The sequence below is a fragment of the Leisingera sp. M523 genome (assembly GCF_025141335.1).
Taxonomy (GTDB): domain Bacteria; phylum Pseudomonadota; class Alphaproteobacteria; order Rhodobacterales; family Rhodobacteraceae; genus Leisingera.
In genome coordinates this window covers 4,001,960-4,025,279 of sequence record NZ_CP081036.1, presented here as the reverse complement: position 1 = coordinate 4,025,279, position 23,320 = coordinate 4,001,960, and the positions used below count along the sequence as shown (strand labels likewise).

The 23,320-nt window shown below is 61.6% G+C and carries 19 protein-coding genes; 2 read left to right on the top strand and 17 right to left on the bottom strand.

The genetic code is table 11. The features are described from left to right. Window positions 1–41: 41 nt before the first annotated feature. Together K3557_RS20010 and pncA are read right to left on the bottom strand one after the other, a co-directional pair. Window positions 42–2,309: a PAS domain-containing hybrid sensor histidine kinase/response regulator gene (locus K3557_RS20010; protein ID WP_259996336.1), complete on the bottom strand. Its 2,268-nt coding sequence runs from the start codon at window positions 2,307–2,309 to the stop codon at window positions 42–44. Between the two features lie 74 nt (window positions 2,310–2,383). Next, entirely contained in the window at window positions 2,384–2,980 is a 597-nt protein-coding gene (gene pncA, locus K3557_RS20005) for a bifunctional nicotinamidase/pyrazinamidase (RefSeq protein ID WP_259996326.1), read from the bottom strand. A 178-nt stretch (window positions 2,981–3,158) separates the two neighbouring features. Between pncA and K3557_RS20000 the strand changes: the two genes are divergently transcribed. Further along, a complete protein-coding gene (locus K3557_RS20000; protein WP_259996322.1) occupies window positions 3,159–4,070 on the top strand; it encodes a rhodanese-related sulfurtransferase in 912 nt (303 codons plus the stop codon). Between the two features lie 80 nt (window positions 4,071–4,150). Here the strand turns inward: K3557_RS20000 and K3557_RS19995 are convergent, their stop codons facing one another. The 8 genes from K3557_RS19995 to K3557_RS19960 form a co-directional block, all read right to left on the bottom strand. Continuing rightward, window positions 4,151–4,819 carry a NapC/NirT family cytochrome c gene (locus tag K3557_RS19995; RefSeq protein ID WP_259988312.1) on the bottom strand — a complete coding sequence of 223 codons (669 nt, stop codon included), beginning with the start codon at window positions 4,817–4,819 and terminating at the stop codon, window positions 4,151–4,153. Then, window positions 4,819–5,304, bottom strand: a complete 486-nt coding sequence (locus tag K3557_RS19990; RefSeq protein ID WP_259988314.1) for a nitrate reductase cytochrome c-type subunit — start codon at window positions 5,302–5,304, stop codon at window positions 4,819–4,821. Before K3557_RS19990 ends, K3557_RS19995 begins: the two co-directional genes overlap by 1 nt. 8 nt (window positions 5,305–5,312) lie before the next feature. Then, complete coding sequence (gene napA, locus K3557_RS19985; RefSeq protein WP_259996321.1) at window positions 5,313–7,823, bottom strand: nitrate reductase catalytic subunit NapA; 2,511 nt, start codon at window positions 7,821–7,823, stop codon at window positions 5,313–5,315. Beyond that, window positions 7,820–8,098 carry a chaperone NapD gene (locus K3557_RS19980; protein WP_259996304.1) on the bottom strand — a complete coding sequence of 93 codons (279 nt, stop codon included), beginning with the start codon at window positions 8,096–8,098 and terminating at the stop codon, window positions 7,820–7,822. The genes napA and K3557_RS19980 overlap by 4 nt, the downstream gene beginning before the upstream one ends. Further along, window positions 8,095–8,610 carry a ferredoxin-type protein NapF gene (locus K3557_RS19975; RefSeq protein WP_259996302.1) on the bottom strand — a complete coding sequence of 172 codons (516 nt, stop codon included), beginning with the start codon at window positions 8,608–8,610 and terminating at the stop codon, window positions 8,095–8,097. The genes K3557_RS19980 and K3557_RS19975 overlap by 4 nt, the downstream gene beginning before the upstream one ends. 12 nt (window positions 8,611–8,622) lie before the next feature. Continuing rightward, window positions 8,623–8,772: a periplasmic nitrate reductase, NapE protein gene (gene napE / locus K3557_RS19970; RefSeq protein ID WP_129372422.1), complete on the bottom strand. Its 150-nt coding sequence runs from the start codon at window positions 8,770–8,772 to the stop codon at window positions 8,623–8,625. Between the two features lie 497 nt (window positions 8,773–9,269). Next, entirely contained in the window at window positions 9,270–11,687 is a 2,418-nt protein-coding gene (gene gyrB / locus K3557_RS19965) for a DNA topoisomerase (ATP-hydrolyzing) subunit B (RefSeq protein WP_259996300.1), read from the bottom strand. 92 nt (window positions 11,688–11,779) lie between these two features. Next, window positions 11,780–12,370 carry an NAD(P)H-dependent oxidoreductase gene (locus K3557_RS19960; protein WP_259996298.1) on the bottom strand — a complete coding sequence of 197 codons (591 nt, stop codon included), beginning with the start codon at window positions 12,368–12,370 and terminating at the stop codon, window positions 11,780–11,782. Between the two features lie 109 nt (window positions 12,371–12,479). Here K3557_RS19960 and K3557_RS19955 point away from each other — a divergent pair, with 109 nt between their 5' ends. Beyond that, window positions 12,480–13,073: a TetR/AcrR family transcriptional regulator gene (locus K3557_RS19955; protein WP_259996296.1), complete on the top strand. Its 594-nt coding sequence runs from the start codon at window positions 12,480–12,482 to the stop codon at window positions 13,071–13,073. Here K3557_RS19955 and K3557_RS19950 read toward each other — a convergent pair. From K3557_RS19950 to K3557_RS19920, 7 genes are all read right to left on the bottom strand, one after another. After that, window positions 13,070–13,690 (bottom strand): LysE family translocator, encoded by a 621-nt coding sequence (locus tag K3557_RS19950; protein WP_259988327.1) that lies wholly within the window; start codon window positions 13,688–13,690, stop codon window positions 13,070–13,072. The genes K3557_RS19955 and K3557_RS19950 overlap by 4 nt on opposite strands. Further along, entirely contained in the window at window positions 13,687–14,784 is a 1,098-nt protein-coding gene (gene recF, locus K3557_RS19945) for a DNA replication/repair protein RecF (protein WP_259996294.1), read from the bottom strand. Before recF ends, K3557_RS19950 begins: the two co-directional genes overlap by 4 nt. Window positions 14,785–14,862: 78 nt before the next feature. Further along, a complete protein-coding gene (gene dnaN, locus K3557_RS19940; RefSeq protein ID WP_259996292.1) occupies window positions 14,863–15,984 on the bottom strand; it encodes a DNA polymerase III subunit beta in 1,122 nt (373 codons plus the stop codon). 295 nt (window positions 15,985–16,279) lie between these two features. Further along, the gene (locus K3557_RS19935) at window positions 16,280–18,730 is read right to left on the bottom strand and encodes an FAD-dependent oxidoreductase (protein WP_259996288.1); all 2,451 of its coding nucleotides are present in this window, start codon (window positions 18,728–18,730) and stop codon (window positions 16,280–16,282) included. An 84-nt stretch (window positions 18,731–18,814) separates the two neighbouring features. After that, window positions 18,815–19,828: a GlxA family transcriptional regulator gene (locus tag K3557_RS19930; RefSeq protein WP_259996286.1), complete on the bottom strand. Its 1,014-nt coding sequence runs from the start codon at window positions 19,826–19,828 to the stop codon at window positions 18,815–18,817. 23 nt (window positions 19,829–19,851) lie between these two features. Next, complete coding sequence (locus K3557_RS19925) at window positions 19,852–20,748, bottom strand: homocysteine S-methyltransferase family protein (protein WP_259996284.1); 897 nt, start codon at window positions 20,746–20,748, stop codon at window positions 19,852–19,854. Between the two features lie 124 nt (window positions 20,749–20,872). After that, window positions 20,873–23,320, bottom strand: a complete 2,448-nt coding sequence (locus tag K3557_RS19920; protein ID WP_259996282.1) for an FAD-dependent oxidoreductase — start codon at window positions 23,318–23,320, stop codon at window positions 20,873–20,875.

The window sequence follows — 23,320 nt, the reverse complement described above, 5'->3', positions numbered from 1 at the left end:
TCACTGATTGATAGAATAGCGCGCCTGCGGGAGCAAGGAAATCAACCCGCGCGGCGGGCTTGTGCTTGCGGTGCCAATTGGCCCAGCACCTCCAAAAGCACACCCCGGTTGATCGGCTTGCTCATAAAGTTATCCATGCCGGCATCCAGGCAGGCCTTGCGGTCAGACTCAAAGGCATTGGCGGTCAGGGCCACAATGGCCGGCTGCGGGCGGGCCCTGGCCCGGATCATCCGGGTGGCCTCCAGCCCATCCATTTCCGGCATCGACATATCCATCAGAATGACATCGGGCGCAAAATCCTCAAAACGCGCCACTGCCTCGCGGCCATCCTTGGCAAAGGCCAGCTCCACCGGGGCGGATTGCAGGAACTTTTCAATCAGCACCCGGTTCACCGCGTTGTCCTCGGCCACCAGAACCCGCAGGCCGTCCAGTGCCGGGGAGCTGTCCGGATAGGCCGGTGCCGCGGGTGCCTTTGCAGGTTCCGGCTGAGGCGTTTGCAACCGCAGCCGCACCGTAAAACAGGACCCCAAGCCCGGTTCCGACGTGACCGTGATACTGCCGTCCATCGCTTCCGCAATGCGGCGGGATATGGCCAGCCCAAGCCCGGTGCCGCCAAAACGGCGGCTGATTGCAGCATCCGCTTGGGAAAAACGCTCAAACACCTTGCCAAGCTTTTCCGCGGCGATGCCAATTCCGGTATCTGCAACCGAGAACACCAGGTCGCGGCCTGTCCCTGACGCCGCCGGTTCGGCATCCAGTGTCACCAGCACCCGGCCCTGATCCGTGAACTTGATCGCATTACCGGTGAGATTCATCAGAACCTGCCGGATCCGCCGGTCATCCCCCCGCAGCAGGCTGGGCACACGACCGGTGATTTTCAGTACCAGCTCCAACTCTTTGGCGTCTGCCTGGGCCTGCAGCAGGCGGATGGTTTCCTCGAAACAGGCGTGCGGATCGAAATTGACCTGGCTGAGGTTAAGCTCCTCGGCATCCATTTGCGAAAAATCGAGCACATCATTGATCAGCGCCAGCAGGGTATCCGCCGAACTGAGGATGGTGTCTGTGTAAAGGGTTTGCTCTTCATCCATGCTGCTTTCGCGCAGCAACTGGGCCATGCCGATCACACCATTCATCGGTGTCCGGATTTCGTGGCTCATCGTGGCCAGAAAATCAGCCTTGGCCCGGGCGCCTTCCTCGGCGGCGATACGGGCCTGTTCCAGTTGCTGGGCATGTTCCTTGGAGGCGGTGATGTCCCGCTCCACCGCGATCAGGGTCTCCAGTTCGCCGGCCGCGTTCAGCATCGGCACCTGGCTGGTCTCGATCCAGACCCGCCGGCCGTCCTTGCAGCGATTGCGGATTTCCACCCGCAGAGGGCGCGCATGGAGAACACTGTCTTGCAGCTGGCGGATAGTCTCGGCGTCCGTCTCGCCGCTGTTCAGCAGATCGCCGGGCAACTGCCCCAGCGCCTCGTCAAAGCTGTAACCGGTGATGCGGGTGAAACTGTCGTTCACCCAGGTGATGCGCCCGTCGCGGTCCATCAGCATCACGCTGTCGTTGGCGCTTTCAGCAACCAGCGCCAGGCGCTTGGCCTCCATCTTCTGGTCGGAAAGCCGGACATAGGCGGCTTCCAGTTCCTCCTGCTGGAGCGCCTGTGCCAGCAAAGCGCCGCGGGTCCGGCTGAAATTGCGCCTGACATAGCTTAGAAACCAGAAAAAGGAGGCAAAAAGAACTGCCAGCCCTGCCAGATGAAGGAAATACGCTGGTGCCAGAACCGGGGTTTCAACGATCTCCACGGCCAGAAAGGCAACCGGCAATGCCGCATAGGTGACAAGTCTGGTTATGACTGCAAGCGGATGATACGGCAGCACCAGCCCGGCATTGATCGCCATCCCGGTAAGCAGACCGATTGTAAAAAGCGGCTCATTATGGGCGTGCGGCACCAATCCCGGCATTTCGACCCAGAACGGGGCTGACGCGGCCGCGCCGAGCGCCAAGGCGTGCAAAAAGGCGGTCAGCGCCGTCAGCAGCCGCAGCCACCCTTCGCTCATCCCGCGGCGGACCAGATGATCCGCCTGGCGCAGCAGAAGGCAGTCCGCAACATCCCCGGCAAGCGCAAGCGCAAAAGCCAGCAGCGAATAGAGCGGCGGCACGACCAGCCCAAGAACGGCAAAAGCAAAAAGCATGAACAACAGGCGGGCCCGGAACGCGCGGACACGGCCGCGGCAATAACGCAGCAGCAGCTCAAGCGAGCCGTATCGTTTACTAAAGTTGGCCAGCGGTCCGTTGCCGGTCCAGTCCGAAGTGTCCATCAATCAGCCTTGGCATCTGTCGGGGTGCCCGCACAGCATAGCAACGCCTTTGTTAATATTTCGCGCCATTCTCCTTAAGATTGCAGGTTTATATTTTTGCTCTCCATTCTCTCCAGCGCCGCCTGCAGCGATCCGTCCAGATCAATGGCGCGGCAGGCTGCCAGCTCAACCGTTACGGAAAAGCCAAGCCGCGCCGCATCCAGGGCAGTGAAGGCAACACAGAAATCAGTGGCCAGTCCAGCCAGGGTCAGCGCAGTGATGCCGCGGCTGCGCAAATAGCCCTCCAGCCCGGTGGGGGTGGAGTGATCGTTCTCAAAGAACCCCGAATAGCTGTCAATCCCTGGCCGGAAACCCTTGCGGATGATCAGGTCGCCATCGGTGCGCAAACCCTTGTGAAATGCGGCCCCATCGCTGCCCTGCACGCAGTGATCCGGCCACAAAACCTGGGTGCCATAAGGCATTTCGGCCGTGTCAAACGAATCCTTTCCCGGATGCGAAGACGCAAAGGAGGTATGCCCCGCCGGGTGCCAGTCCTGGGTCAGGATCACGGCATCGAACCGGTCCATCATGGCGTTTATCGGGGCCACCACCTCATCCCCGCCGGGCACGGCCAGGGCGCCCCCAGGGCAGAAATCATTCTGTACATCCACGACAATCAGAGCCTGGGTCATCGGCAATTCCTTTGCTGGGCACACAATATGTAGCGGCGGCAGCGGATCTTGGAAACTCCCGCTGGCCAGTCGCATACCGGTGCAGCAATTAACATGCATCCAAAGCCCTTATTTTACTGGCTCAGCGGGGGTGGCTCTTTCTCTTGAATTACCCGCGCCATGGTTCTAAGGGCGGGGTATGTACACAATTGCTGCCCTCTATCACTTCACCCGTTTCCCCGATCCCGCCGCGATCCGTCCGGCGCTGCTGGAGATTTGCCAGGCGCAAGGCGTCAAAGGCTCGCTGCTGCTGGCGCAGGAGGGGATCAATGGCACCATCGCCGGACCGCGCGCAGGTATCGATGCAGTGCTGGCCCATATCAAGGGCTTGCCCGGCTGCGCGGATCTGGACTGGAAAGAAGCCACCGCCGCTGAGCCGCCCTTTGGCAGGATGAAGGTGCGGCTGAAGAAAGAGATCGTGACGATGGGCCAGCCGGACGTGGATCCGCTGGCATCTGTTGGCCATTACGTTGAGCCGGAGGAATGGAACGATCTGATCCGGCAGGACGATGTGGTCCTGATCGACACCCGCAACGATTACGAAGTGGCGATCGGCACATTTGAAGGCGCTATTGATCCCATGACCGAGTCGTTCCGCGACTTTCCGGCCTGGTGGGAAAAGAACAAGGAGCGCTTTCACAACAAGCGGGTTGCGATGTTCTGCACCGGCGGCATCCGTTGCGAGAAGTCGACCAACTACCTGCTGGGTCAAGGGGTGGAGGATGTCTATCACCTGAAGGGCGGCATTCTGCGCTATCTGGAGGAAATGCCTGCGGATAACAGCACCTGGGAAGGCGAATGCTTTGTCTTTGACAACCGGGTGTCGGTTGGCCACGGGCTGGTGGAAGGCCCGCATGAGCTGTGCCACGGCTGCCGCCGCCCGATCCTGCCCGAGGACAAGGCGCGCCCCGGGTTTGAGCAGGGCGTCACCTGCCATCAGTGCATCGATCAGACCTCGGAAGAAGACAAGGCGCGGTTCCGTGAGCGGCAGAAGCAGATGATGCTGGCCCGCAAACGCGGCGCGGATCATCTGGGCAGCATCCCCCTGTAAACCGCCAGCCAACTGACACCAAAAAGGCCGCTGCCCATCGAGGCAGCGGCCTTTATTGTTGTTTGCGGGGGCTGGCAGCGTCAGTCGCTGCTCAGGCCCAGATAGCTGCGGGTGCTGGCCAGCAGGCCTGCGCCATGGGCCGGGGCCAGCAGACCGGCATGATCTTCGCCTTCGGCAGCACTCATGTCCGGCAGCTGGTGGGCGATGCCCTTGTGACAGCTGATGCAGGTCTTTTCGCCGGTGAACAGGAAGCGTTCATGGGCATCCGCCGCCCGTTTGGACTGGCGTGTGATGTCCATCGACTCGTCCGAATGGCAGTTGCGGCACTCCAGACTGTCGTTGGCCTCAAGCCGCGCCCATTCATGCTGGGCCAGTTCCAGCCGGTGCTCCAGGAATTTCTCGCGCGTGTTGATGGTGCCGAAGATCTTGCCCCAGACCTCCTTGGAGGCCTGCATCTTGCGGGCGATCTTGTTGGACCATTGATGCGGCACGTGGCAGTCCGGGCAGGACGCCCGCACGCCGGAGCGGTTGGAGTAGTGGATCGTCGGCTTCAGCTCCTCAAACACGTTGTCGCGCATTTCGTGGCAGCTGGTGCAAAAAGCCTCGGTGTTGGTGACCTCAAGCGCGGTGTTGAAGCCGCCCCAGAAGATTATCCCCATCACAAAGCCGCCCATGGTCAGGAAGCCAAGCGAGAAGAAGGCGCTGGGGCGGGTGATGATCCACCACAGACGTTTTAAGAAACCCCACATCAGTCAGACCCGCCCTGTTTCGAGTGCACGTAGTCCAGCACCTGGTCGACATCGACAAACTCATTTTCAACCAGCGGCCGGGCATTGGTCTGCACCACGTGGCACTGGGTGCAGAAATACCGCCGCGGGCTGACCGCAGCGAGGGTCTGGCCCTCGCGGTTCATGAAGTGGGTGACCGAAATCATCGGTGCCTGGCTGACCTCCACTGCGGTGCGGCTATGGCAGGTCAGGCATTTGTTGGAGTTCAGATCGACCTGGTAGTTGTCGGTCTTATGCGGGATCAGCGGCGGCTGGTCCGGGTAGTTGCGCACCTGGCGGATGTCGGTGTTGACGATGCCGGGGATCTGGGTGGCTTCGCCCTCTTCCGCCAGCGGCGCATTGTTGCGCAGTGTGGCGACCTGGTTCTGGGCAAAAGCTGGTGAAGCCATAAAGACCGGGGCCAGCAGGATCGGAGCGGCCAGGATGGCGAGACGGAGATGTTTCATGACGGGCCTCACACTGCTTCGATACGGACTGCGCATTTCTTGTAGTCCGTCTGTTTCGAGATCGGATCGGTGGCATCCAGCGTGACCTTGTTGATCAGCCGGCGCGCATCGAACCAGGGCACAAACACCAACCCCTTGGGCGGCTTGTTGCGGCCGCGGGTCTCGACCCGGGTGCGGATTTCACCGCGCCGCGAGATGATCCGCACCTCGGTGCCGCGCCGGAACCCTTGGGCCGAGGCATCGTCCGGGTGCATGTAGCACAGCGCGTCGGGGACTGCCTGATACAGCTCTGGCACCCGCTGGGTCATTGAGCCGGAGTGCCAATGTTCCAGCACGCGGCCAGTGGCCAGCCATATCGGGTATTCTTCATCCGGGCTTTCTGCCGGCGGCTCGTAGGGCAGTGCAAAGATCACCGCTTTGCCGTCGGGCTTGCCATAGAACTCGTAGTCCGAGCCCGGGGTCACATAGGGGTCCGAGCCTTCCTTGAAGCGCCAGCGGGTTTCCTTGCCGTCGACCACTGGCCAGCGCAGCCCGCGTTCCTCGTGGTAGCGGTCAAAAGGCGCCAGATCGTGGCCGTGGCCGCGGCCAAACTCTGCATATTCCTCGAACAGGCCCTTTTGGAGATAGAAACCAAAGTCTTCGGATTCGTGGTTGCCGTACTCTTTGGCTTTCTCGGTCAGTTCAAACTGGTCAACCTTGCCGTTGGCAAACAGCACGTCGAACAGGGTCTTGCCTTTATACTCCGGGTTGGCGTCCAGCAGCTCGGCCGGCCAGACCTCGTCGGTGGTGAAGCGCTTGGAGAATTCCGCCAGCTGCCACAGGTCGGACTTGGATTCACCCGGAGCATTGACCAGCTGGTACCAGAACTGGGTGCGGCGCTCGGCGTTGCCGTATGCGCCTTCTTTTTCCACCCACATCGCGGCGGGCAGGATCAGATCGGCAGCTTCTGCGGTCACCGTCGGATAGGCGTCCGACACGACGATAAAGTTGTCGGGGTTGCGGTAACCCGGCAGCCCTTCCTCCATCATGTTCGGCGCGGCCTGCATGTTGTTGTTCACCTGCACCCAGTAGCAGTTGATCTTGCCGTCCTTCAGGTCGCGGTTCTGTTTGACCGCGTGGGAGCCGATCCAGCCGGGCACGGTGCCTTCGGGCAGTTTCCAGATTTTCTCAGCAAAGGCGCGGTGCTCGGGGTTCTTCACCACCAGATCCGCAGGCAGACGGTGCGAGAAGGTCCCCACCTCGCGCGCCGTGCCGCAGGCCGAGGGCTGGCCGGTCAGCGAGAACGGCGAGTTGCCAGGGGTGGAGATTTTACCGGTCAGCAGGTGGATGTTGTAAAGCAGGTTGTTGGTCCAGACACCGCGGGTGTGCTGGTTGACGCCCATGGTCCACAGCGACATGACCTTGGTGTCGGGATCGGCATAAAGCTTAGCGATCTTCTCCAGGGTCTCGGCCGGAACGCCGGACATTTCCTCGGCTTTTTCAAGCGTGTATTCGGAAACGAATTCGGCGAACTCCTCAAACGACATCGGCTCGGAGCCGCCTGCCTTGTCGTTGTTCTCGGCGGCCTGCTCCAGCGGGTGTTCAGGACGCAGGCCATAGCCGATGTCCTGATTGCCGCGGCGGAAGTTGACGTGTTTGCCGACGAAGTCCTTATGCACCGCATCATTCTGGATGATGTAGTTGGCGATGTAGTTCAGGATCACCATGTCGGTTTGCGGGGTGAACACTGCCGGGATATCGGCCAGATCAAAGCTGCGGTGGGTAAAAGTCGACAGAACCGCCACCTTCACATGCGGGTGGCTGAACCGGCGGTCGGTGATGCGGGTCCACAGGATCGGGTGCATCTCCGCCATGTTCGAGCCCCACAGCACAAAGGCGTCGGCGTTCTCGAAGTCGTCATAGCAGCCCATCGGCTCGTCGATGCCGAAGGTGCGCATGAAGCCGCCCACAGCAGAGGCCATGCAGTGGCGCGCGTTGGGGTCGATGTTGTTGGACCGAAAGCCCGCCTTCATCAGCTTGGACGCGGCATAGCCTTCCCAGACTGTCCACTGGCCGGAGCCGAACATGCCGATGCCCTCGGGGCCTTTTTCGGCCAGGGTCTTCTTCCATTTCTCGGCCATGATATCAAAGGCCTCATCCCAGCTGACCGGGGTGAATTCGCCCTCTTTAGCATATTCGCCGTTGGTCTTGCGCAGCAGCGGCTGGGTCAGACGGTCGGCGCCGTACATGATCTTGGAAAGGAAGTAGCCCTTGACGCAGTTCAGGCCGCGGTTGACCTCGGCCTGGGTGTCGCCATGGGTGGCAACCACGCGGCCGGCCTTGGTGGCAACCATGATCGAGCAGCCGGTGCCGCAGAAGCGGCAGGCGGCCTTGGACCACTTCAGCTCGGTTACATTGGCGTCGGTGACAAGGTTCTGCGCGGCGGCGGGGATCGGCAGCCCGGCAGCAAGTGCCGCAGCTGCGGCGGCCTGCGCCTTGATGGCGTCGCGGCGGGTCAGGCCAGTCTTGGGGCCGGTCATTGGGGGACTCCTTCTTCAATGGCGAGGTCCTGCGCATCGCAGGTTTGATGGAAGACAAGCGCCGCGCTGGCGACGCCGTCGAGAAGCTGAATTCTGGCCAAGGCATCGCCAATGGCCCGGTCGCTGTCCGCCTCAAACAGGACGACGATCTTGCCCGAGGGATCGGCTTGCGAAATCTCGGCGCCTGCCATGGATTTGATGTTGGCCAGAACATCCTCCATCTGCGCCGGATTGCTGCGCACCAGCAGGCTGGAAATATGGATCTCTTCTGTCACGCGGGCGTCCTTTGCTGGCGGGGGTCGCAGAGTGCGATGGCATTGTTGGGACAGGTGGACAGGCAGGCACCGCAGCCGGTGCAGGCGCCGGGATCCACCTGAATGGCGCCGACCGGGCGGACCGACAGGTCCATCCGCAAGGCGCGCGGGTCGCAGATATCGGTGCACAGCTGGCAGGCGATTCCGGCGGCATTCAGGCAGCTGCTGGTGATCTCCACCGTCACCGGCCAGGGCGCTGGCTGTGCCAGATCGAACACCGCCTGCGGGCAGGCTTCGGCACAGGCGCCGCAAAATGTGCATTCGCCACCGTGGAAACTGATCCGCGGGCGGCTGCGGCTGTCGAATTCGATGATCCCTTGCGGGCAAGCCTCAACACAGGCATTGCAGCCGGTGCACTGCGCCTGCACCCGGGCCTCATCCGTCCAGGGCGGACGGAATTCCGGCTCCGGGCGGGCCACTTTCCCGGTCAGGAAGGCGCGCCGCGAGGGGGCTGTGCTGGCATGTGCTGGCATTGGCCTGGCCTCTTACCCGGCGGGCGGTCCCAGGAAGATCTGGGAGATCCAGATGATCAGGCCGTATCCGCCGACCAGTCCCACCGCCAGTACCGGCGCCAGAACCACGGCGAGGAACAGGAAGGTGTTCCGCTCTTCGGCTTTGCTTGGCTGTTCGGACATTTTTTGTCCTCCTTGGCTCGTACAAATGTAGCGCAGCAAGCCGGCCGGAAAAGGCCGCATCTGATTCCGGATTTCTGAACAGTGCCGCGTCGCTGGCAGGAGAATGCGCAGGACGGCCGTACTGCACTTTGATCTGAATCATTTCCCGGGCGGTAGATTTGGCAAAACCAAACATTCAAACAATCGAAATTAACGATATCAATGCGTCCATAGCGCTTCCAACCGCGAATATCGCCAACCTATTTAGAACACGCTCATATCTCGGGAACTGGTTGGGAAGTACCGCCAGCTAGCCTCGTGCCGCTTGGTCAGTGAAAGCGCACTGAATTTGATCATCACCCTTGCGATGCCAATTGGCCGCAGGTACCGGGGCCAGCAATACGTCTGCCGCGACGTGGCGGGTGAAGTCCTCGCAGCAACGCTTACGCGCAAACCTATGGGCCAATCGCGCAAACTTATGGGGATCGCGCACGAATATGCGCGATCCTACAACCCGATCAGAAATCCAGGTTTTCGACGCTAAGCGCGTTCTTTTGGATAAACTCGCGACGGGGTTCGACAACATCGCCCATCAGCTTGGTGAACAGATCATCCGCCTCGATCATATCGTCGACCCGCACTTGCAGCAGTGTCCGGGCGTCCGGGTCCAGTGTCGTCTCCCACAGCTGGTCCGGGTTCATCTCGCCCAGGCCTTTGTAGCGCTGCAGCGAGAGACCCTTTTCGCCTTCATCAAGGATCGCCTTCAAAAGATCCAGCGGTCCGTGAATAATCTGGCTGCGATCGCGGCGGATCAGCTGGGAGGAGGTGCCGTAGACTTCCTGCAGGCTTTGGGTGAAGCTGCCGGTTTTGCGCGCCTCGCCGGAGCGCAGCATCGGACCGTCCAGGGTACGCACTTCCTCGACGCCGCGCAGGATGCGGGCCAGACGGATGCCGTGATCCTGGGTGATCCGGCCCTGCCAGCCGCGCTCATATTCCAGGGCAATGGCGTCCAGCCGCGCCGCAACCTTGTCGGCCACGCCCTGCAGGTTGGAATCCACCGCACCGGGCACAAAGGCACCGGCCACGGCAGCTTGCTCCAGGATGTGGCGCGGGTAATGGGTCGGGAAGGCATCCAGCACACGTTTGAGCTGGCGCGCCTCGTCGACCACGCGGGTAAGGTCGGCACCGGCAATCTCGGAGCCGTTACCGAGTTTCAGCAACGCGCCGTCGACACCTTGGTTGATCAGATAATCATCCAGCGCTGCCTGATCCTTGAGGTAAACCTCGGATTTGCCGCGCGCGACCTTATACAATGGCGGCTGCGCAATGTAGAGATAGCCGCCCTCGATCAGCTCCGGCATCTGCCGGTAGAAGAAGGTCAGGAGCAACGTCCGGATATGGGCGCCGTCCACGTCCGCATCGGTCATGATGACAATCTTGTGGTAGCGCAGCTTTTCAATCTTAAATTCGTCCCGGCCAATACCGGTGCCCAATGCCATCACCAGGTTGCCGATCTCCTGGCTTCCCAGCATCCGGTCAAAGCGTGCGCGTTCAACGTTCAGGATCTTGCCGCGCAGGGGCAGGATTGCCTGTGTCCTCCGGTCCCGGCCCGTCTGGGCGGAACCGCCGGCCGAGTCCCCCTCGACCAGGAAGACTTCGGTTTTGGACGGGTCTTTTTCAGAGCAATCCTTCAGCTTGCCGGCGAGGTAATTCACGTCCATTGCAGTTTTGCGGCGGGTCAGTTCGCGTGCTTTGCGGGCGGCCTCGCGGGCCAAAGCGGCCTCGACAATTTTGCCAACGATTTGCTTGGCCTGGCCGGGATTTTCCTCAAACCATTCTGCCAGTTTTTCCCCGACCAGGCTTTCGACCACCGGGCGCACCTCGGATGACACCAGCTTGTCCTTGGTCTGGCTGGAAAATTTCGGATCCGGCACTTTCACCGACAAAACGCAGGTCAGCCCTTCGCGGGCGTCATCACCAGTAAAGGAGATCTTTTCCTTCTTCGCGATGCCCGAAATCTGCGCGTAGTTGTTGATCGTCCGGGTCAGCGCGCCGCGGAAGCCTGCAACATGGGTGCCGCCATCGCGCTGCGGGATGTTGTTGGTGAAGGGCAGCACAGTTTCGTGATAGCTGTCATTCCACCACATGGCGATTTCGACAACGATTTCGTCCTTTTCACCGATGATATAAACCGGAGTTTCCATCACCGGCGTCTTGTGGCGGTCCAGGTATTTGACGAATTCCTTGACGCCGCCGTCATAGTACAACTCCACTTCCAGCCGTTCCGCCGGGCGTTCGTCGATCAGGATGATGCGCACGCCGGAGTTCAGAAAAGCCAGTTCCCGCAAGCGCTTTTCCAGCGTTTCAAAGACATATTCGAGGTTGGAAAACGTATCCGTCGAGGCCATGAAGCGCACTTCGGTGCCGGTCCGGTCGCCGCAATCGCCGACCACTTCCAGATGCCTGGCGGTATCACCGCGCTCAAACCGGGCAATGTGTTCCTTGCCGTCGCGCCAGACGCGCAATTCCAGCCAGTCAGACAGCGCGTTCACCACCGAAACACCCACACCGTGCAGGCCGCCGGAAACCTTGTAGGAGTTGCTGTCGAACTTACCGCCGGCGTGCAGCTGGGTCATGATGACCTCGGCCGCGGATACGCCTTCTTCCTCGTGGATACCCACCGGAATGCCGCGGCCGTTGTCGCTGACGGATACGCTGGAATCGGCGTGGATTTTCACCGTCACGTGGTCTGCGTGGCCTGCCAGCGCCTCGTCGATACCGTTGTCCACGACCTCATACACCATGTGGTGCAGGCCCGAGCCATCGTCGGTGTCCCCGATATACATGCCGGGGCGTTTTCGAACCGCCTCCAACCCTTTGAGAACCTTGATGGAATCCGCGCCATATTCTGCGGGGGCCTGCTCGTTTCCGGACATTCACATCTTCCTGTCTTTGCTTCAGGATTTTATACGGAGTCTGGCCGGGATTGTCACGCGCAAGCCCCCTTTTTTAGGGCTGTATCAGACGATTATGCAGCCAAGGCGCCAAGCTCAGACGCGGTGCTCAGCCAGGCTGCGCGCTCATCCGCACTTGACCCTTGCAATGCGCCGAAATGGCAGGTCTCCACCGGATCAATCCCCACGAAATTCAAAATCTGCCGCTCCACCTGAACATGCGCTGCATTGCCATAAAACTGCTCCATCAAGTCAGGCGGCGTGTCCGATGCCACCAGCACCCGGCCCGACTTTCCGGCCAAAAGCGGTTTCGGCAGGCCATCGGTCACAATGCGCGGGTCAAACGTGCGGCCGGGAAGCAGAATACGGTCAAACAATCCCTTCAGTTTCCCCGGCATCCCGCCCCACCACAGCGGAAAGGCAACGACCGCATGCTCTGCCCATTCAAAGTCCGCTAGCACTGCTTCGATCTGCGGCTCCAGCCTCTTTGCTCCGGAAAAACCGGCCTGGCCAAAGTCTGCGTCGAACTCCAGCTGCGACAGCTTGTGCAGGCGCACATCGTGCCCCGCAGCTTGCGCCGCAGTTGCGTAGGCTTCGCATAGCGCCTGGGTAAAAGTGTTCTCAGCCGGGTGGCCGTTCAAGATCAGTATTTTTCGGGCAGACATGTCATTCTCCATGAGTTAAGTTGACCGCGGTCACTTTAGTGAAAGAAAAAATGACCGTGGTCAATTATAAAAGTGACCGCGGTCAATAACGAACCCGTGAGGATGAGGCATGACACGTGCTCCACAAAAGCGGCGGCTGGAAACCCGCGCAAAACTGCTCAGCACCGCAACCGTCATTGTCCAGGAACAGGGCTATAGCGGTTTGCGGGTTGAAGATGTGGTTGCCCGGGCCGGCGTTGCAAAGGGCACCCTGTTTTCCCATTTCAAGGACAAGGACGGGCTGCTGGCCGTCCTGATCGGAGAGGAAGTGACACGGCTGCTTGACGGGATGGAAACCGCAGGCGCCCCCTCGGATGTCGCGGAGCTGACCGCCCGTCTTGCACCGCATCTTGATTACGTTGCCCAGGACCGGGTGATCTTCGATCTGCTGCTACGCTATTCAGGCACCACTGCGGATGAGCCGGACGAAGTTGTCACTGCAAGCTTCACCCGGCAGGTCGCCTTGCTGACAGGCTGGCTGCAGGACATGCAAGCGGCGGGCGGGGTTCGCCGGAACCAGCCGCCGGAATTGCTGGCGGAAGGCATCCAGGCGTTTCTGAACCATGTGCTGGGCTTATGGTTCTGCATTGAGCATGAGACTGAAGCGCACCCGGCCCAGACGCTGGAACCTTACTTGCAGGCCTGGTTGCAACCATCCGCCTAAAGGAACGGGATCGCAATCCCCACACAGATCAGCAGGCCGCCGGACACCAGGTTGATGCGCCGCAGGATCCGGGGCGAGGCAACCGCCCGCCGGACCCGGTGCACCATCCCTGCCAACGCAAGGTTCCCTGCCAGCGGAACCGCAAAAGACAGCACCACAATGGCGGCAACGTCCTGCCAGGTTGTGCCTGACAGATCAAAGAAACCAGGCAGAACGCCCATATAGAACAGGATTGCCTTGGGATTGCCCAGGATCACGGCAATTCCCGCCATGAACCCGGCCCAGACGCCGGGCCGGGTGAGGGCGCGGCTTTCCTGAACCGCTTCGCCCGCGTGGCGGATCAGCAGCCCCCCCATGCCGAGGAACATCAGGCAGGCCAGCCAGCGCAACAGGGTCATGATGCCGGTGAATTCGGAGACCACCCAGGACATGCCGCCCACCGCCACCAGCGGCCACAGAATATCGCCGCAGGCAACCCCCAGCGCCAGCGGCCAGGCCGCCGGAAACCCGCCGGACACCGAGCGCGCCATCAACGCCAGCCAGACCGGGCCGGGCGTCAGGAACAAGATCAGAAGCGCCCCTGCATAAAGCGACAGATCCCAAGCGGTGACAGTCATTTCTGCGTCACCTCTGACCCGCTGCCGCTGTCTGAGACTTCCAGTATCTGCGCCCGGCCTGCCAGCTCGCCAAACAGCTCCGGCCCGGTGCCCGTCATCCAGGCCTGGGTTCCCAGGGTGCAGATCTCGTCATAAAGGACCGCACGGCGGCCAGCGTCCAGATGCGCGGCAACCTCATCCAGAAGCAGGATCGGCGGCGCGCCCTCGCGCTGCGAAAGCGCCCGTGCGTTGGCCAGGATCAGCGACACCAGCAGCGCTTTCTGCTCACCGGTCGAACAGTCCTTGGCCGGGATGCCCTTAGCCTGATAGGTGCCGATCAAATCGGTTCTGTGCGGCCCGACAAGGGTCCGGCCCGCCGCCAGATCCCGGAACCGGCTTTCCTCCAGCGCCTCTTTGAAATCCGCCTCAGTGGACGGCATGCTGCCTTCGGATTGCAGCAGCTCCAGCTCAGCCGCGGGGAATACGGTTCCGGCTTCGGCCTGGGCAATCTGCAGCAGTTCCACCGCTTGCACGCGTGCCGCATGGATCCGGTGCCCGGAGGCGGCCATCCGCTCTTCCAGCACCCGGTACCATGCGGCATCGCGCACCTGCTCCTTCAACAACCGGTTGCGTTCGCGCATCGCCTTTTCATAGGCCAGCGAGGCCTCGGCATGGGCGGGTTCAAAGCTCAGCGCGATCCGGTCGAGAAAGCGCCGGCGGCCTTCTGCCGCTTCAATCCACAACCGGTCCATCGCCGGGATCAGCCAGACCACCCGCGCTACCTGGCCCAGCGCGATCTGGCTGGCGGGCTTATTGTCGATCTTCACCTGCCGGGCATTGCCGCCTTCGGACCAGGTTTCCACCTCATAGGCCTGCGAGGGTGCCCGCAGCTCACCCTTCAGTTTCCACCCCAGCGCTTCGGGCTGGCGTGCCATCTCTGCCGCACTGGCCCGGCGCAGGCCCCGGCCGGGCGAAAACAGCGACACGGCTTCCAGAATATTGGTCTTGCCCGCACCGTTATTGCCGTGGATGGCTACCGGACGCCCGTCCAAACGCAATTCCGCCCGCAAATGCGAGCGGAAATGGGACAAGGTCAGGGCAGTCAGGGCCAGCACGCGGCGCGCTCCCGTTTCATCTTTCCAAAAATACTCGCGTCCCGCCGCCCGGCAGGGGAGGCAGCGCCGTCAGGCGCTTCAGACACGCATCGGCATCACGACGTAAACAGCGCTTTGATCGCTGCCTTCGCGCATCAGGGTCGGATCGCCGGAGGAGTTGAACATGAACACAGCGTTTTCGCGGTCCACCTGGTTGGCAATTTCCAGCAAGTACTTGGCGTTAAACCCGATTTCAAGGCGCTCGTCGTTATAGGCCACCGCCAGCTCTTCTTCTGCGGCACCGCTGTCAGGCGCATTGACCGACAGGATCAAACGGTCCTCTTCCAGCTGCAGCTTCACCGCACGAGAACGTTCGGAGGAAACAGTGGCAACCCGGTCAACGGCCTGTGCGAATTCGGCAGCGTCCACTTCCAGACGGCGGGTGTTGCCGGCCGGGATCACCCGGGTGTAGTCCGGGAAGGTGCCGTCGATCACTTTGGAAGTCAAAGTGATGTTCGGGGTGGCAAAGCGCACCTTGGTTTCCGAGACCGACACCGCGATGTCCATATCATCGTCATCCAGCAGTTTGCGCAGCTCACCCACGGTCTTGCGCGGCACGATCACACCCGGCATGTCTTCGGCACCCAGCGGCAGCTCGGCGTCGATGCGCGCCAGACGGTGGCCGTCGGTGGCCACAGCACGCAGGACCTTGCCGCCTTCGGCACTGTTGGAGACATGCAGATAGACACCGTTCAGATAGTACCGGGTCTCCTCGGTCGAGATTGCAAATTTCGACTTGTCGAACAGGCGGCGCAACACTGCGGCCTTGGCTGCGTAGTTCGAGTGGTATTCTGACGAAGCCATCACCGGGAAATCCTCGCGCGGCAGGGTCGCCAGCGAGAAGTTGGAGCGGCCGGCCTCAACGCTCAGGCGCCCGGTTGCGGCGTCGGCGCTTAGTGTGACCAGCGCGCCGTCAGGCAGCTTGCGGACAATCTCGTGCAGAGTGGTGGCGGCCACGGTGGTGGCCCCGGCGCGTTCCACCTGGGCGGGGGCCTTGTCGACCACCTCGATATCCAGGTCGGTGGCGCGGAACTGGACGCTGTCGCCTTCGGCTTCGATCAGCACATTCGCCAGAATCGGAATGGTGTTGCGGCGCTCGACCACCGACTGTGCCTGAGCCACAGCCTTGAGAAGCGTGCCGCGTTCGATGCTGATCTTCATGTCCCAAATCCTCTCCGTCTGGCCCCGTGTCACTGGCCGGGACAAGCAACCTACCTGTTTACCCCTGCCGTACAAGGCTTTTGTGGATTTCTCCAAGGGATTCCCGGCGGGGTCAAGAGGCGGTGGGCAGCTGGGCCGCGAAACCGGAGGAAACGTTGCAGCAGAACCCGGAATTGTCCCCGCGGGGACAGAGCGGCAAAACCAAGGCTTGTCCCCGTGGGGACACCTACGGAAAACGCCCCGGCGCTTGGACCGGGGCGTAATACGGAACAGGTTAAACCTTTGGAGAGGCGGCTTAGGCCTTCACCCGCTCCGATTTCGGATCATACATCGGCTTCAGCGAAGCCTCGGCCTTTACTTTCACGCCGCAGACGTCGATCTCGTAGGTGGAGGCCAGCACATCAGCAGCCTTTTCGCCTTCGCACGGCACATAGCCCATGCCGATGGCAGCACCCAGGGTGTGGCCGTAGTTGCCGGAGCTGAGGTAGCCCACATATTTGCCGTCACGGATGATCGGCTCGTTGTGGAACAGCAGCGGCTCGGCATCCGTCAGCTTGAACTGAACCATGCGGCTCCTGGGGCCGGTCTCCTTGCGTTCGAGCACCGCGGATTTGCCGATGAAGTCGTCCTTGTCGGTCTTCACCGCAAAACCGAGGCCTGCGTCGATCACATTGTCCTCGCAAGTGATGTCGTGGCCGAAGTGGCGGAAGCCCTTCTCGATCCGGCAGCTGTCCATCATGTGCATACCGCAGAGCTTGAGCCCCATGTCCTGACCCGCCTCGTGCAGCGTTTCGAACGCGTGGCCCGCCATGTCGGCGCCGACATAGATTTCCCATCCGAGTTCACCCACATAGGTCACGCGATGCACACGGGCGAGGCCCATGCCCAGCTCGATCTCCTGCGCGGTACCAAAGGGGTTCACCTCGTTCGAGAAATCGTTCGGCGAAACCTTTTGCAGCAGCTTGCGGGCGTTCGGGCCCATCACTGCCAACACGCCCTCGCCTGCGGTCACATCGGTGATCACCACCCGGTGGTCGCCCACGTGGCGCATCATCCAGGTCTGATCGGCCAGACGGGTCACTGCCGGGGTCACCACCAGATAGGCGGTTTCCGACAGGCGGGTGACGGTCACATCGGCCTCAATCCCGCCGCGGGTGTTCAGGAACTGGGTGTAGACGATCTTGCCCGCGGGAACCGACAGGTTGGCGCCGCAGATGTAGTTCAGGAAGGTTTCGGCATCCGGACCCTCCACGCGGATCTTGCCAAAGGAGGACATGTCGTACATGCCAACGTTTTCACGGACTGCCTTGTGTTCAGCTGCAGAGTTCTCAAACCAGTTCTGGCGCTTCCAGCTGTACTGGTATTCGCGTTCCTGGCCCTCATTGGCAAACCAGTTGGCGCGCTCCCAGCCGCCGATTTCACCCATCACCGCGCCCTGCTCCAGCAGGTGGTGGTGGAACGGGGTGCGGCGCACGCCGCGGGCGGTGGCCTTTTGACGATAGGGGTAGTGGTCGGCGTAGAGCAGGCCCAGCGTCTCCTTGGAGCGCTCGAACAGGTAGTGCTTGTTACCCTGAAACGGCTGCATGCGGGAGATGTCCACGTCGCCAAGGTCGAACGGTTTCTGGCCGTCTTCCATCCACTGCGCCAGCGCCATGCCAGCGCCGCCCGCCGACTGGATGCCGATTGAGTTGAAACCTGCAGCGACCCAGAAATTGTCCATCTCGGGCGCCAAGCCGAGGTGGTAGGCGTCATCCGGGGTGAAGCTCTCGGGACCGTTGAAGAACGTGTGGATGCCGGCCTCAGCCAGCATCGGCATCCGGTTGCAGGCCGCTTCCAGGATCGGTTCGAAGTGATCGAAGTCCTCAGGCAGCTGGTCGAATTCGAACGTGTCGGGGATGCCGTTCATCGCCCAGGGTTTGGCGTTCGGCTCAAACGCGCCGAGCAGGATTTTACCCGCGTCTTCCTTGTAGTAGGCACATTCGTCCGGAACGCGCAGCACCGGCATCTGGGTCAGGCCGGTGATGCCTTCGGTCACGATGTAGAAATGCTCGCAAGCATGCAGCGGCACGTTGACGCCCGCCATGCGGCCAACCTCGTGGCCCCACATGCCGGCGCAGTTCACCACCATGTCGGCCTCGATGTGGCCTTGGGATTGGCCATCATCGCTGGCCCAATCGACGCCGGTGACTCGGCGGCCGTCTTTGGAGATGCCAGTAACCTTGATCCGTTCCTTGACCAGCGCACCGCGCTGGCGGGCGCCCTTGGCCAGGGCCAGCGCGATGTTTGCCGGGTCGCCCTGCCCGTCTTTCGGCAGCCACACGCCGGCTGTCACGTCACCGACGTTCAGGTGCTCGTAGCGGGCTTTCACTTCCTCGGGGGAGATTTCCTCGACCTCAACGCCGAATGCCCGTGCCATGGCGGCCTGGCGGAAGATCTCTTCCTTGCGTTCTTCGGTCAGCGCAACCGTGATTGAGCCGCAACGCTTAAAGCCGGTCGCGACACCGGTTTCTTCCTCCAGCGCGCCATAAAGCTCCTGGCTGTATTTGGCGAGCTTGGTCATGTTGGCAGTGGCGCGCAGCTGGGCGATCAGCCCCGCGGCGTGCCAGGTGGTGCCGGAGGTCAGCTGTTTGCGCTCCAGCAGCACCACATCTTTCCAGCCCAGTTTGGTCAGGTGATAGGCCACCGAGCAGCCGATCACGCCGCCGCCGATAATGACCACGCGGGCCTTGTTGGGAAGATCGCTCATATCATCGCTCCACAGTCCAGTGTTTGCGTCTGATTATCATGAATAGGCGGCGCAAAATGCAACAAAAACGCCAAGCTTCCCCGGCTATTCTCCGGCTTTGAGGATATCTCCGGAACCGTCTTCCCCCAGTCGGCGGCGCTTGCGCAGGGTAAAGGGGGTGATGCCAAAGAAGCTTTTGTAAAGCGAGGAAAAGCCATTCGGGAAACCGCAGGCAAGGCCGATCTCGCGGACGCTCATGGTGGTGTTGAGCAACAGGTTATTGGCCTTGGACAGCCGCATTTCCCGGTAAAACCCGTTGGGCGTAGTGCCCAGGAAGGTCTTGAACTTGCGCTCCAGCGACCGGGTGGAGATGCCCAGCTCATCCACGATTTCGCTGATCGGCACCGGTTCTTCGATATTGCCCTGCATGATGCGGATGCAATGATCCAAGTCGCTGTCGCCGGTGATCGTCGGCTTGGCGCCGGCAAAGGGCTGCAGCGAGGAGAAATCGCGCACCTGTTCGTGCAGCATGATGTTGGCAACGGTCATCTGCGCCGCAGCCGAGGTCAGCCGCCCGACCAGCGCCAGCACGATATCAACGGTAGACCCCATGCCGGCACAGGTCACCACCAGCCCGTCTTCGCTGGCCAGGGCGTGGCTGGAATCGTTCAGCCCCATACGTTCGCGCAGCAGGGCGGAGTTTTCCCAATGCGTCGTCAGCCGGCCGGCCGCGCCGCCCTGATCGCGGATGTAGCGGGCTGCGGCCTCGGCCAGCAGATAGACCTTACTGCCGCGGCAGGTGTAGCTGGAGATCACCCGGCCCAGGCTGAGGCCGGGGTGGTCCGGGTCCGAATTGCCAAGGAAGAAGGCAAAATCCGCAGCAGGCTTAACCGCGAAGGGTTCGGTGTCCACGCTAAGGCCTGCCTTGCACCCGACGCGCCCGCCCTGCAGGGACCGCACAGTCCATTTGAACGGCGGCTGCGCCAGCACCCGGTTGGCGATCCGCAGCACTTCGACCACAGCCGACATCTCGGTCAGCACAAATCCCTCGCTGACGATGATGTCGATACTCCAGACCCGGGCCGGATCCGCGGTTTTGAGTTTTTCCTGCGTTGCCATGCTGATCCCCCTGTCAGACGATGTCAGACGATCCGATGCCCGGCCGCGCGCAAGCAGCGGGCCAGTTCGGCGATGTGGTCCGGGCCGACCTCGCAGCAGCCGCCCACGATGGTGGCGCCTTGCGCAACCCACGCCATTGCAAATTCCGCATAGGCCACTGGCCCCAGATCCTGGCGCTGCTCCAGCGCATCCACGGTAGGGGCGTCCTTCAGGAAATCCTCGGATATCCGGGTGAAACCGTTGGCATAGGCCCCGTAAGGCTTGCCGAATGTTTTTACGGTCTCCAAACCTTTGCCGATGACCTCGGGCCGGGAACAGTTGAGCAGAACCGCATCGGGCTGGAATTCCTCAACCAGCGGGGCCAGCGCAGCAAGCGGCTCCCCCGAGCGCAGCAAGGTGCCGTCTTCGTCGGAAACAGAGGCCGCCAGCCAGACCGGTTTGTCCGTACCCGCACAGCCCAGCAGCGCACCTTTGGCATGTTCCAGCGAGGCGACGGTTTCGATCAGGAACAGATCCGCCAAAGGCTCCAGCAGTTTGACCAGTTCAGCGTAGACCGGTTTCGCCTCATCAGGCGGCGGGCAGATGTCCGGGCGGTAAGAGGCGATCAACGGACCAAGCGCTGCCGCGACACGGCCCGATCCATGGGTGTCCCGCGCTGCAGCGGCTTGAGCGGCGGCTTTGTTCAGAAGCTCTTCAAAGTGGTCTACCAGACCTGCACGCTGCAGCCGGTCACGCAGAACCGCATAGGTGTTTGTTGTGGCAACCGTGGCGCCTGCGGCAAAGTAATCGGCATGAATGCCGCCGACCACCCCGGGCCGGTCAACCATCACCGCGGTGGACCATAAAGGGGTTGCGCGGTCGCCGGACCGTTTGACAACCTCCTGCCCGATCGAGCCATCCAGAAGCGTGATCTCAGCCATAGCAAACTGTCCTTTGTGCGGGTTGCCTTGCGCCGCCAGGATACAGGAAACGATCCGGCGGCGCAGGCTGTCTTTTATAGGGGCATCAGCCCGGACCTATGCGGCCCGGACTGATACGGGTTGATCAGGCGCGCAGGCGCTCGTTGGCCGGATCCCACAGCGGTTCATCTTTTTGAACCACGGCCCGGCATTTCTGCCCGTAGATCTCAACCTCCAGCTCGGTGCCCGGCACGGCCAGTTCACTGCGCACCATGCCCAGCGCGATGGAGGCGCCCACACGGTAGCCCCAGTCTCCGCTCGTGGTCTCGCCCACGATCTCGCCATCCTTGGAGATGCAGGACATGTAAGGCGCATCTGCATCGCCGGCCTCGACGATCATAGTGACAAAGGACTTTTTCACACCCTGCTGCTTTTCGCTTTGGATTGCGGCCTTGCCCGGGAAATCCTGCGGCTTGTCGAGTTTGACAAAACGCTCCAGCCCGCCTTCGAGCAGCGAGTAATCGGTGCTGAGGTCACCCTTCCAGGTGCGATAACCCTTCTCGATCCGCAAGGAGTTCAGCGCATACATGCCGAACGGCTTGGCGCCGCCTTCGATCAGCGCCGCATAGATCCCGGCCTGATGCGCGTTGGCGCAGTGCACTTCCCAGCCGAGTTCGCCGGCATAAGACACCCGCGCCAGGAAGGCAGGTTTGCCCGCGACCGTGGCTTCCTGATGGGTCAGCCAGCCCAGCGACAGGTCGGCGTCAGAGATGCCCGCAAACAGCTCCCGCGACTTCGGACCGGTGACAATCATCGTCGCGAATTCGGTGGTGCGGTCGGTCAGGGTCAGGCCAGCGGGCAGCGCCTTGCGCAGGATCTCAAAGTCGTGCCACTGGGCCGAACCTGCGGTGATCATGGTAAAGTGGTCTTCGCCATGACGAATACAGGACATCTCGGTCAGGATCCGGCCGCGGTCGTCCGAGACATAGACCAGGTTCATCCGGCCCACTTTCGGCAGGCCGCCGGTGACCAGTCCGCGCAGGAATTCCGCGGCGCCTTCGCCATCCAGATTGAAGCGCGAGAAACCCGGCAGATCCAGAACACCGACGCCGTCACGCACGGCTTCGCATTCTTCCTTGATGCGCTGCTGCCACGGGCCGGAGCGGCCCCAGGTGTGGGTGGCACCTTCAGAGGTGTCATCACCATCTTTGGCGAACCAGTTGGCACGCTCCCAGCCGTTGTAGGCACCCATCTGGCCACCCAGTTCCTTGATCTTCCCGTGTACTTGGCTGACCTTCTTACCGCGCGCGGCCGGCCATTCGTGCTGCGGGAAGTGCATGGCGTATTCATTGCCGTAGACTTCCATGCCTTTCTGATCACAGTAGTCCTGATCCGTGTAGTCGGTGTAGCGGCGCGGATCGACCGCCCACATGTCCCACTCAGTCCCACCATCGACGATCCATTCCGCCAGCACCTTACCGGCGCCGCCGCCCTGGGCGATGCCAAAGGTAAAGACGCAAGCCTCGAACGCGTTGTCGACACCCGGCATCGGGCCGATCAGCGGCAACCCGTCGGGGGCATAGGGGATCGGGCCGTTGATCACGCTGGAGACGCCGGAGGATGCCATCAGCGGCACGCGTTCCATGGCGTCGGTCACGATGTCCTCGATCCGGTCCAGATCATCCGACCACAGCTGGAACGAGAAATCGTCCGGCATCTGATCGTCTTCGGTCATCCAGTGGCCTTTGCAGTTCGGCTCATAGGGGCCAAGGTTGTAGCCGTTCTTTTCCTGACGCAGGTAATAGGACACGTCCACGTCTCGGATCAGCGGCAGCTTCTTGCCATGCTCCTTGCTCCAGGCTTCCACCTCAGGGATCTGCTCGGTCAGCAGATACTGATGCGACATCACCATCATTGGCACGGTACGGCCGCCGTAAGGCTTGAACCACTCACCGATACGCTGTGCGTAATAGCCAGCGGCGTTCACCACATAGTCACATGCGATGTCGCCCTTTTCGGTGTGCACGATCCAGGTCTTGTCTTCCTGTTGCGTGACACCGGTCGCCGGGCAGAAGCGAATGATCTTTTGCCCCATGTCGCGGGCACCCTTGGCCAGTGCCTGGGTCAGCTGCGCCGGATCAATGTCGCCATCAGACGGGTCCCACAGGACGCCTTCCAGGTCGTGGGTTTCCAGGAACGGGTAGTTCTCCTTGGCCTGTTCCGGGGTCCACATCTCCATCTCAATGCCCTGATAACGGCCCATCGAACAGGCGCGTTCAAATTCCTGCATCCGCTCTTTGTTGTGCGCCAGACGGATTGAGCCGGTCTGGTGGTAGTTCATCGGATAGTCGACCTCTGCCCCGAGACGTGCATACAGTTCTGTCGAATAGCGCTGCATGTTCATGATCGACCAGGAGGTCGAAAACGTCGGCACATTGCCGGCCGCGTGCCAGGTCGAACCGGCGGTCAGCTCGTTCTTCTCCAAAAGCACACAATCGGTCCAGCCTTTCTTGGCCAGATGATAAAGCGACGAGGCGCCAATGACGCCGCCGCCGATGATGACCACGCGGGCCTTGGTTGGAAAATCAGACAT

Excerpts from the sequence above, each read along its gene's own strand:
- K3557_RS19950 (WP_259988327.1), bottom strand. The coding sequence starts at position 13,690 with ATGACTGTCACCGCTTGGGATCTGTCGCTTTATGCAGGGGCGCTTCTG.
- K3557_RS19960 (WP_259996298.1), bottom strand. The coding sequence starts at position 12,370 with ATGTCTGCCCGAAAAATACTGATCTTGAACGGCCACCCGGCTGAGAAC.
- dnaN (WP_259996292.1), bottom strand. The coding sequence starts at position 15,984 with ATGAAGATCAGCATCGAACGCGGCACGCTTCTCAAGGCTGTGGCTCAG.
- K3557_RS19935 (WP_259996288.1), bottom strand. The coding sequence starts at position 18,730 with ATGAGCGATCTTCCCAACAAGGCCCGCGTGGTCATTATCGGCGGCGGC.
- K3557_RS19955 (WP_259996296.1), top strand. The coding sequence starts at position 12,480 with ATGACACGTGCTCCACAAAAGCGGCGGCTGGAAACCCGCGCAAAACTG.
- K3557_RS20000 (WP_259996322.1), top strand. The coding sequence starts at position 3,159 with ATGTACACAATTGCTGCCCTCTATCACTTCACCCGTTTCCCCGATCCC.
- K3557_RS19920 (WP_259996282.1), bottom strand. The coding sequence starts at position 23,320 with ATGTCTGATTTTCCAACCAAGGCCCGCGTGGTCATCATCGGCGGCGGC.
- K3557_RS19930 (WP_259996286.1), bottom strand. The coding sequence starts at position 19,828 with ATGGCAACGCAGGAAAAACTCAAAACCGCGGATCCGGCCCGGGTCTGG.
- K3557_RS19975 (WP_259996302.1), bottom strand. The coding sequence starts at position 8,610 with ATGCCAGCACATGCCAGCACAGCCCCCTCGCGGCGCGCCTTCCTGACC.
- K3557_RS20010 (WP_259996336.1), bottom strand. The coding sequence starts at position 2,309 with ATGGACACTTCGGACTGGACCGGCAACGGACCGCTGGCCAACTTTAGT.
- K3557_RS19990 (WP_259988314.1), bottom strand. The coding sequence starts at position 5,304 with ATGAAACATCTCCGTCTCGCCATCCTGGCCGCTCCGATCCTGCTGGCC.
- pncA (WP_259996326.1), bottom strand. The coding sequence starts at position 2,980 with ATGACCCAGGCTCTGATTGTCGTGGATGTACAGAATGATTTCTGCCCT.
- napA (WP_259996321.1), bottom strand. The coding sequence starts at position 7,823 with ATGACCGGCCCCAAGACTGGCCTGACCCGCCGCGACGCCATCAAGGCG.
- K3557_RS19925 (WP_259996284.1), bottom strand. The coding sequence starts at position 20,748 with ATGGCTGAGATCACGCTTCTGGATGGCTCGATCGGGCAGGAGGTTGTC.
- gyrB (WP_259996300.1), bottom strand. The coding sequence starts at position 11,687 with ATGTCCGGAAACGAGCAGGCCCCCGCAGAATATGGCGCGGATTCCATC.
- K3557_RS19995 (WP_259988312.1), bottom strand. The coding sequence starts at position 4,819 with ATGTGGGGTTTCTTAAAACGTCTGTGGTGGATCATCACCCGCCCCAGC.
- napE (WP_129372422.1), bottom strand. The coding sequence starts at position 8,772 with ATGTCCGAACAGCCAAGCAAAGCCGAAGAGCGGAACACCTTCCTGTTC.